4 protein-coding genes are annotated in these 7,353 nt (G+C 64.4%); 3 read left to right on the forward strand and 1 reads right to left on the reverse strand.

The features are described from left to right. Positions 1 to 107 precede the first annotated feature (107 nt). Positions 108 to 3,308 carry an efflux RND transporter permease subunit gene (locus tag G3O00_RS37825; RefSeq protein ID WP_011353049.1) on the forward strand — a complete coding sequence of 1,067 codons (3,201 nt, stop codon included), beginning with the start codon at positions 108 to 110 and terminating at the stop codon, positions 3,306 to 3,308. Next, the gene (locus G3O00_RS37830; protein WP_206146064.1) at positions 3,308 to 4,831 is read left to right on the forward strand and encodes an efflux transporter outer membrane subunit; all 1,524 of its coding nucleotides are present in this window, start codon (positions 3,308 to 3,310) and stop codon (positions 4,829 to 4,831) included. The genes G3O00_RS37825 and G3O00_RS37830 overlap by 1 nt, the downstream gene beginning before the upstream one ends. 421 nt (positions 4,832 to 5,252) lie before the next feature. Here the strand turns inward: G3O00_RS37830 and G3O00_RS37835 are convergent, their stop codons facing one another. Next, on the reverse strand, positions 5,253 to 6,629 hold the full coding sequence (locus G3O00_RS37835) for a nucleobase:cation symporter-2 family protein (RefSeq protein ID WP_011353047.1): 1,377 nt from the start codon (positions 6,627 to 6,629) through the stop codon (positions 5,253 to 5,255). Positions 6,630 to 7,068: 439 nt separating this feature from the next. On the opposite strand from G3O00_RS37835, the gene G3O00_RS37840 reads away from it, so the two are divergent. Further along, positions 7,069 to 7,353 (forward strand): FGGY family carbohydrate kinase (locus G3O00_RS37840; RefSeq protein ID WP_241025522.1); only part of this gene is annotated, 285 nt, incomplete at its 3' end.

Raw genomic sequence — 7,353 nt, forward strand, 5'->3', positions numbered from 1 at the left:
TTGCCGCCGGTTCCGGCGCCGCTGCCGCTTCCGGTGCTGCCGCATCGGGCGCTGCGCCGGCGAGTGCTGCCGCTGCTTCGAGCGCGCAATAACAGGGAGCCTGTTTCATGGCAAAGTTTTTTATCGATCGCCCGATCTTCGCGTGGGTGATCGCCATCATTCTGATGCTGGCCGGGGTCGCGTCGATCTTCACGCTGCCGATCTCGCAGTATCCGACGATCGCGCCGCCATCGATCCAGATCACCGCGAACTACCCGGGTGCTTCCGCGAAAACGGTGGAAGACACGGTGACGCAGGTGATCGAGCAGCAGATGAGCGGTCTCGACAACTTCCTGTACATGTCGTCGACCAGCGACGACTCGGGTAACGCGACGATCACGCTGACCTTCGCGCCGGGTACCAACGCCGACATCGCACAGGTTCAGGTGCAGAACAAGCTGTCGCTCGCGACGCCGGTTCTGCCGCAGGTCGTGCAGCAGCTCGGCCTTTCGGTGACGAAGTCGAGCAGCAGCTTCTTGCTGGTGCTCGCCTTCAACTCCGAAGACGGCAGCATGAACAAGTACGACCTCGCGAACTTCGTGGCGTCGCACGTGAAGGACCCGATCAGCCGGATCAACGGTGTCGGTACCGTCACGCTGTTCGGCTCGCAGTATGCGATGCGGATCTGGCTCGATGCCAACCGTCTGACGAACTACGGCCTCACGCCGGTTGACGTGTCGACTGCGATCGCCGCACAGAACGTGCAGATTGCAGGCGGCCAGATCGGCGGCACGCCGTCCACGCCGGGCACGATGCTGCAGGCGACGATCACCGAATCGACGCTGCTGCAGACGCCCGCGCAGTTCGGCGACATTCTGCTGAAGGTCAACCAGGACGGCTCGCAGGTTCGCCTGAAGGATGTCTCGAAGATCGAGCTCGGCGGCGAAAACTACAACTTCGACACGAAGTACAACGGTCAGCCGACCGCGGCACTCGGGATCCAGCTCGCGACCAACGCGAACGCACTGGCGACCGCGAAGGCCGTGCGCGCGAAGATCGACGAACTGGCACCGTTCTTCCCGCATGGCCTCGTCGTGAAGTACCCGTACGACACGACGCCGTTCGTGAAGCTGTCGATCGAGGAAGTGGTCAAGACGCTGCTCGAAGGTATCGTGCTGGTGTTCCTCGTGATGTATCTGTTCCTGCAGAACCTGCGGGCGACGATCATCCCGACGATCGCGGTGCCGGTCGTGTTGCTCGGCACATTCGCGGTCATGTCGGTGGTGGGCTTCTCGATCAACACGCTGTCGATGTTCGGCCTCGTGCTCGCGATCGGCCTGCTGGTGGACGATGCAATCGTGGTGGTGGAGAACGTCGAGCGGGTGATGGCCGAGGAGGGCCTGTCACCGAAGGAGGCGACCCGCAAGGCGATGGGCCAGATCACCGGCGCGCTGGTCGGTATCGCGCTCGTGCTGTCGGCCGTGTTCGTGCCGGTGGCGTTCTCCGGCGGGTCGGTCGGCGCGATCTATCGTCAGTTCTCGCTGACGATCGTGACGGCGATGGTGCTGTCGGTGCTCGTCGCGTTGATTCTGACGCCGGCACTGTGCGCGACGATCCTCAAGCCGATCCCGCAAGGGCATCACGAAGAGAAGAAGGGCTTCTTCGGCTGGTTCAACCGCACGTTCAACAACAGCCGCGACAAGTACCACGTCGGCGTGCACCACGTGATCAAGCGCTCGGGCCGCTGGCTCGTCATCTACCTGGTCGTGATCATCGCGGTCGGCCTGCTGTTCGTGCGCCTGCCGAAGTCGTTCCTGCCGGATGAAGACCAGGGCCTGATGTTCGTGATCGTGCAGACGCCGTCGGGCTCGACGCAGGAAACGACCGCGAAGACGCTGGCGAACATTTCCGACTACCTGCTGAAGGACGAGAAGGAAATCGTCGAATCGGCGTTCACGGTCAACGGCTTCAGCTTCGCCGGCCGCGGCCAGAACTCCGGTCTCGTGTTCGTTCGCCTGAAGGACTATTCGCAGCGTCAGCATGCGAACCAGAAGGTGCAGGCGCTGATCGGCCGGATGTTCGGGCGCTACGCGGGCTACAAGGACGCGATCGTGATCCCGTTCAACCCGCCGTCGATTCCTGAACTCGGTACGGCTGCCGGCTTCGACTTCGAGCTGACGGACAACGCGGGTCTCGGCCACGATGCACTGATGGCCGCGCGTAACCAGCTGCTCGGGATGGCCTCGAAGGATCCGACGCTGCAGGGCGTGCGCCCGAACGGCCTGAACGATACGCCGCAGTACAAGGTCAACATCGACCGCGAGAAGGCGAATGCGCTCGGTGTGACGGCGGATGCGATCGACCAGACGTTCTCGATCGCATGGGCGTCGAAGTACGTGAACAACTTCCTCGATACCGACGGCCGGATCAAGAAGGTTTACGTGCAGGCAGACGCGCCGTTCCGGATGACGCCGGACGACCTGAACATCTGGTACGTGCGCAACGGGTCGGGCGGGATGGTGCCGTTCAGCGCGTTCGCGACCGGTCACTGGACCTACGGTTCGCCGAAGCTCGAGCGCTACAACGGTGTGTCGGCGATGGAAATCCAGGGCCAGGCTTCTCCGGGCAAGTCGACCGGTCAGGCGATGGCAGCGATGGAGCAGCTCGCGAAGAAACTGCCGGTCGGTATCGGCTATTCGTGGACCGGCCTGTCGTTCCAGGAAATCCAGTCGGGTTCGCAGGCGCCGATCCTGTACGCGATCTCGATCCTCGTCGTGTTCCTGTGTCTCGCGGCGCTGTATGAAAGCTGGTCGATCCCGTTCTCGGTGATCATGGTGGTGCCGCTCGGCGTGATCGGCGCACTGCTCGCGGCAACGATGCGCGGCCTCGAGAACGACGTGTACTTCCAGGTCGGCCTGCTGACTACAGTGGGCTTGTCTGCGAAGAACGCGATTCTGATCGTCGAGTTCGCCCGCGAGTTGCAGGTAACCGAAAAGATGGGGCCGGTCGAGGCCGCGCTGGAGGCGGCGCGTCAGCGGCTGCGTCCGATCCTGATGACGTCGCTCGCGTTCATTCTCGGTGTGATGCCGCTCGCGATCAGTAACGGCGCGGGTTCGGCCAGTCAGCACGCGATCGGTACGGGCGTGATCGGCGGGATGCTGACGGCGACGTTCCTCGCGATCTTCATGATCCCGATGTTCTTCGTGAAGATCCGCGCGATCTTCGCCGGCGAGAAGGAAGATGCCGACGAAGCACTGCGTCTGGCTCAGGAGCACGCGCGCCATGAAGAGAAGCCGGGCAACGGCGACGAAGGCAACAAGGGACAGTGATGATGCAAAAACACGCTTTGACTGCAATCGCGGTCGCGCTCTTCGCCACGGGCTGTACGATGGCGCCGCATTACAAGCGGCCCGATGCACCCGTCGCGCAGACGTACCCGGCCGGCGGCGTCTACGCGACGCAGCCGGGGGCGGCCGGCGCGCGTAGCGCGAACGGCCAGGCGGCGACCGCCATCGGCTGGCGCGAGTTCTTCGTCGATCCGCGCCTGCAGCGGCTGATCGAGATCGCGCTGAAAAACAACCGCGACCTGCGCGTGTCGGTGCTGAACATCGAGGCGGCGCGCGCGCAGTACCAGATCACGCGCGCGGGGCTGTTCCCGACGCTCAGCGGCACCGGTACGGGCACGATCCAGCGCTATCCGCAGGCTGTTTCGCCTACTCAGACGGCGACGATCTCGCGCACCTATAACGTCGGCCTGTCGGCGTCGTGGGAGCTCGACCTGTTCGGCCGCGTGCAGAGCCTGAAGGACCAGGCGCTCGCGCAGTACCTGTCGACGTCTTATGCGCGGCAAGCGCAGGAGATCTCGCTGGTGTCGCAAGTGGCCGAGCAGTACCTGACGCTGCTGTCGACCGACGATCTGTTGAAGGTCACGGAGAACACGCTGAAGTCCGCGCAGGACTCGTACAACCTGACGAAGCTGCAGTTCGACAACGGCACGGGCTCCGAGCTCGAACTGCGTCAGGCTCAGACGGTGGTCGAGCAGGCGCTGTCGAACCAGCAGGCGCAAGCACGGGCACGCGCGCAGGCGCTGAACGCGCTGGTGCTGCTGATCGGCGAGCCGCTGCCGGACGACCTGCCGGCAGGCATGCCGCTCGACGCGCAGAACCTGCTGACGGACGTGCCGGCAGGCCTTCCGTCGGACCTGCTGACGCGTCGTCCCGACGTGATGCAGGCCGAGCAGACGCTGCTGGCCGCGAACGCGAACATCGGTGCAGCGCGCGCGGCGTTCTTCCCGAAGATCTCGCTGACCGCGGCGTTCGGCACGGCAAGCCCGACGCTCGGCGGCCTGTTCAAGGCCGGTACGGCGGCATGGTCGTTCGCGCCGAACATTGCGCTGCCGATCTTCGAGGGCGGCTCGAACATCGCGAACCTCGATCTTGCGCACGTGCAGAAGCGCATCGAGATCGCGAACTACGAGAAGGCGATCCAGTCGGCATTCCGCGAAGTGTCCGATGGCCTCGCCGCACGCGGCACGTACGACCAGCAGATCGCGGCGCTGGAGCGCAACGAGCATGCGCAGCAGCGACGTTTCGACCTGTCGGACCTGCGTTACAAGAATGGCGTCGACAGCTACCTGTCGGTGCTGACCGCGCAGACGGACCTGTACTCGGCACAGCAGTCGCTGATCAGCGCACGTCTGGCACGCTGGACGAACCTGGTCGACCTGTACCGTGCACTGGGCGGCGGGTGGATCCAGCGCGCGGGCGAGACGCCGCGTGCGCCGGATGCACCGGTCGACTACGACAAGGCGGCCGCTCCGGCGCCTGCGTCGGCAGCAGCGACGAACGGGTAAGCGCAAGGGAGGGCAGGCGCGGTTTGCCGCGCTTGTCCTTCGAACCGGCTGTATTCGGATACGAAAACGCCATGGACGAAAGTCCGTGGCGTTTTCTTTTGCGTGCTCGAATCGCGCGGTGCGACGACGGTTGAGGTGACGATGCGCGCATCGGGCTCCGGTGTCGCTTATTGCGCTTGGCCCGTCATCCTGCGTGGTCAACCGGCATCCCGTGCCGCGCCCGCGGGCGACCCGCTTTCACGCGCCATGACCGCCTGTTCCACCGTCCAACTGTCCAACTGCCCGCCGGTCCGAATATCCGCCTGTCCACCTGTCCGACCGATCATCGCGCACCATCCAAGCCTCCCCAAAGCAAAACGCCACGGCATGCCGTGGCGTTTTTCGTTACCGCTTCTTCGCGCCGTCGTCCGGCGCGTGGCGATCAGTGATGCACGTCGGCGGGGCGTCCGTCGAAGTCATGTCCGGCGCGGCGGATGTCGCAGCGCGCATCCTTCTCGCCTTTCACGCCGTTGAACACGATGTTCAGGATCACGGCCGTCGCCGATGCCAGCAGGATGCCGCTGTGCAGGATCGGGGCGAGCGCGGGCGGCAGCTTCGAGAAGAAGTGCGGCGACACGACCGGCACGAGGCCCATGCCGACGCTCACGGCGACGATGAACAGGTTGTGCGTGTTGTTCACGAAGTCGACCTTCGACAGCACCTTGATGCCGTTCGCAGCCACCATCCCGAACATCACGATGCCCGCACCGCCGAGCACGAACGGCGGCACCGATGCGACGACCTGCGCCATCTTCGGGAACAGGCCGAGCAGCACGAGGATCACGCCGCCGGTGGCGCACACGAACCGGCTCTTCACGCCCGTCACGCCGATCAGGCCGACGTTCTGCGAGAACGACGTATGCGGGAACGAGTTGAAGATGCCGCCGATCAGCGTGCCGAGGCCGTCGACGCGCAGGCCGCGCACGAGGCGCTCCTGGTTGACCGGGCGATCGACCATGTCGCCGACCGCGAGGAACATGCCGGTCGATTCGATGAACGTGACGAACATCACCGTGACCATCGTCACGATCGACAGCGGGTCGAAGTGCGGCAGGCCGAAGTGGAACGGCATCACGAAGCCGACCCACGGTGCGTGCGCGACGCCGTCGGTATTCACGCGGCCGATCGCGAAGGCGATCGCGAAGCCGGCGACGATGCCGAGCAGCACCGAGATGTTCGCGATGAAGCCGCGGCCGTACTTGTTGATCAGCAGGATCAGTGTCAGCACGAGCAGCGACAGGCCGAGATAGACGGGGCTGCCGTACTCGGGATTGCCGACGCCGCCGGCCGCCCAGTTGATGCCGACTTCCATCAGCGACAGCCCGATCACCGCGATCACGGTGCCGACGACCACTGGCGGGAAGAACCGCAACAGCTTGCCGATCATCGGCGCCAGCACGATGCCGATGATGCCGGCCGCGATGGTCGAGCCGAAGATGTCGAGGATGCCGAGGCCGGGGTTGGTGCCGATCGCGATCATCGGGCCGACTGCCGCGAACGTGCAGCCCATGATGACGGGCAGGCGGATCCCGAAGACCCACAGGCCGAGCGTCTGGATCAGCGTGGCGATGCCGCACGAAAACAGATCGGCGCTGATCAGAAACGCGATCTGGTCTTTCGGCAGCTTGAGCGCGGCGCCGACGATAAGCGGCACGGCGACAGCGCCGGCGTACATGACGAGGACGTGTTGCAGGCCAAGCGTTACCAGCTTGCCGGTCGGCAGCACTTCATCGCACGGATGGACCGTGTTCGATTGCATCTGTCTCACTCCATGATCTTGTTTTCGGGGTGATACGAAATTATTCGGAATGAATCCACGCAACAAGAGTGCTGGGTACTATTCCGTTCTTTGCTGGTTCGATATGCCATTTCGGCATGCAACAGGGTGTCGATCATCGGGAAACAGCCGCAGGAGTGAGGTTTCCCGGTTTTATAGCCCTTCAAAATAGCGCTGGCCCCCGTGTCAAATATAGGCCGCTTTATGGTGTGTATCGGGCGGGGTGCATAGTGGCAAAAAGTGCCTGGGAAAAATCGTGCCGGGTTAACCCGCGAACGGCCGCTTTTGCCCGCTAGGTGCAGCCGGGTGGAACCCGGCCGGCGACCGCGTTTTCGGCCTGCCTCGGTGGCGGCAAAAAACGGGGCGCGCATCGCGATCCCGTTATCATCGATATCCGTTCATACGAATCAGCCTTCACGTCATGCGCCTGCTCGGAATCGACCTTGGCACCGGCTCCGTCAAACTCGTCACGCTCGATGCCGATGGCGTCGAGCGCGCGGTCGCGAGCGAACCTTATGCGCTGTCGTCGCCGCAGCCCGGCTGGGCGGAGATTGCGCCCGACACATGGTGGCAGGCGCTCGTGCGCGCAGCCGCGCGGCTGCCGGCCGACGAACGTGCGCAGGTGGCCGCGATCGGGTTCTCGGGGCAGATGCACGGCGTCGTGCTGATCGACGCGGCGGGGCAGCCGGTGCGGCCCGCGCTGCTG

It is taken from the genome of Burkholderia sp. Ac-20384, from assembly GCF_017104605.1.
In the GTDB taxonomy this organism is placed as follows: Bacteria; Pseudomonadota; Gammaproteobacteria; order Burkholderiales; family Burkholderiaceae; genus Burkholderia; species Burkholderia lata.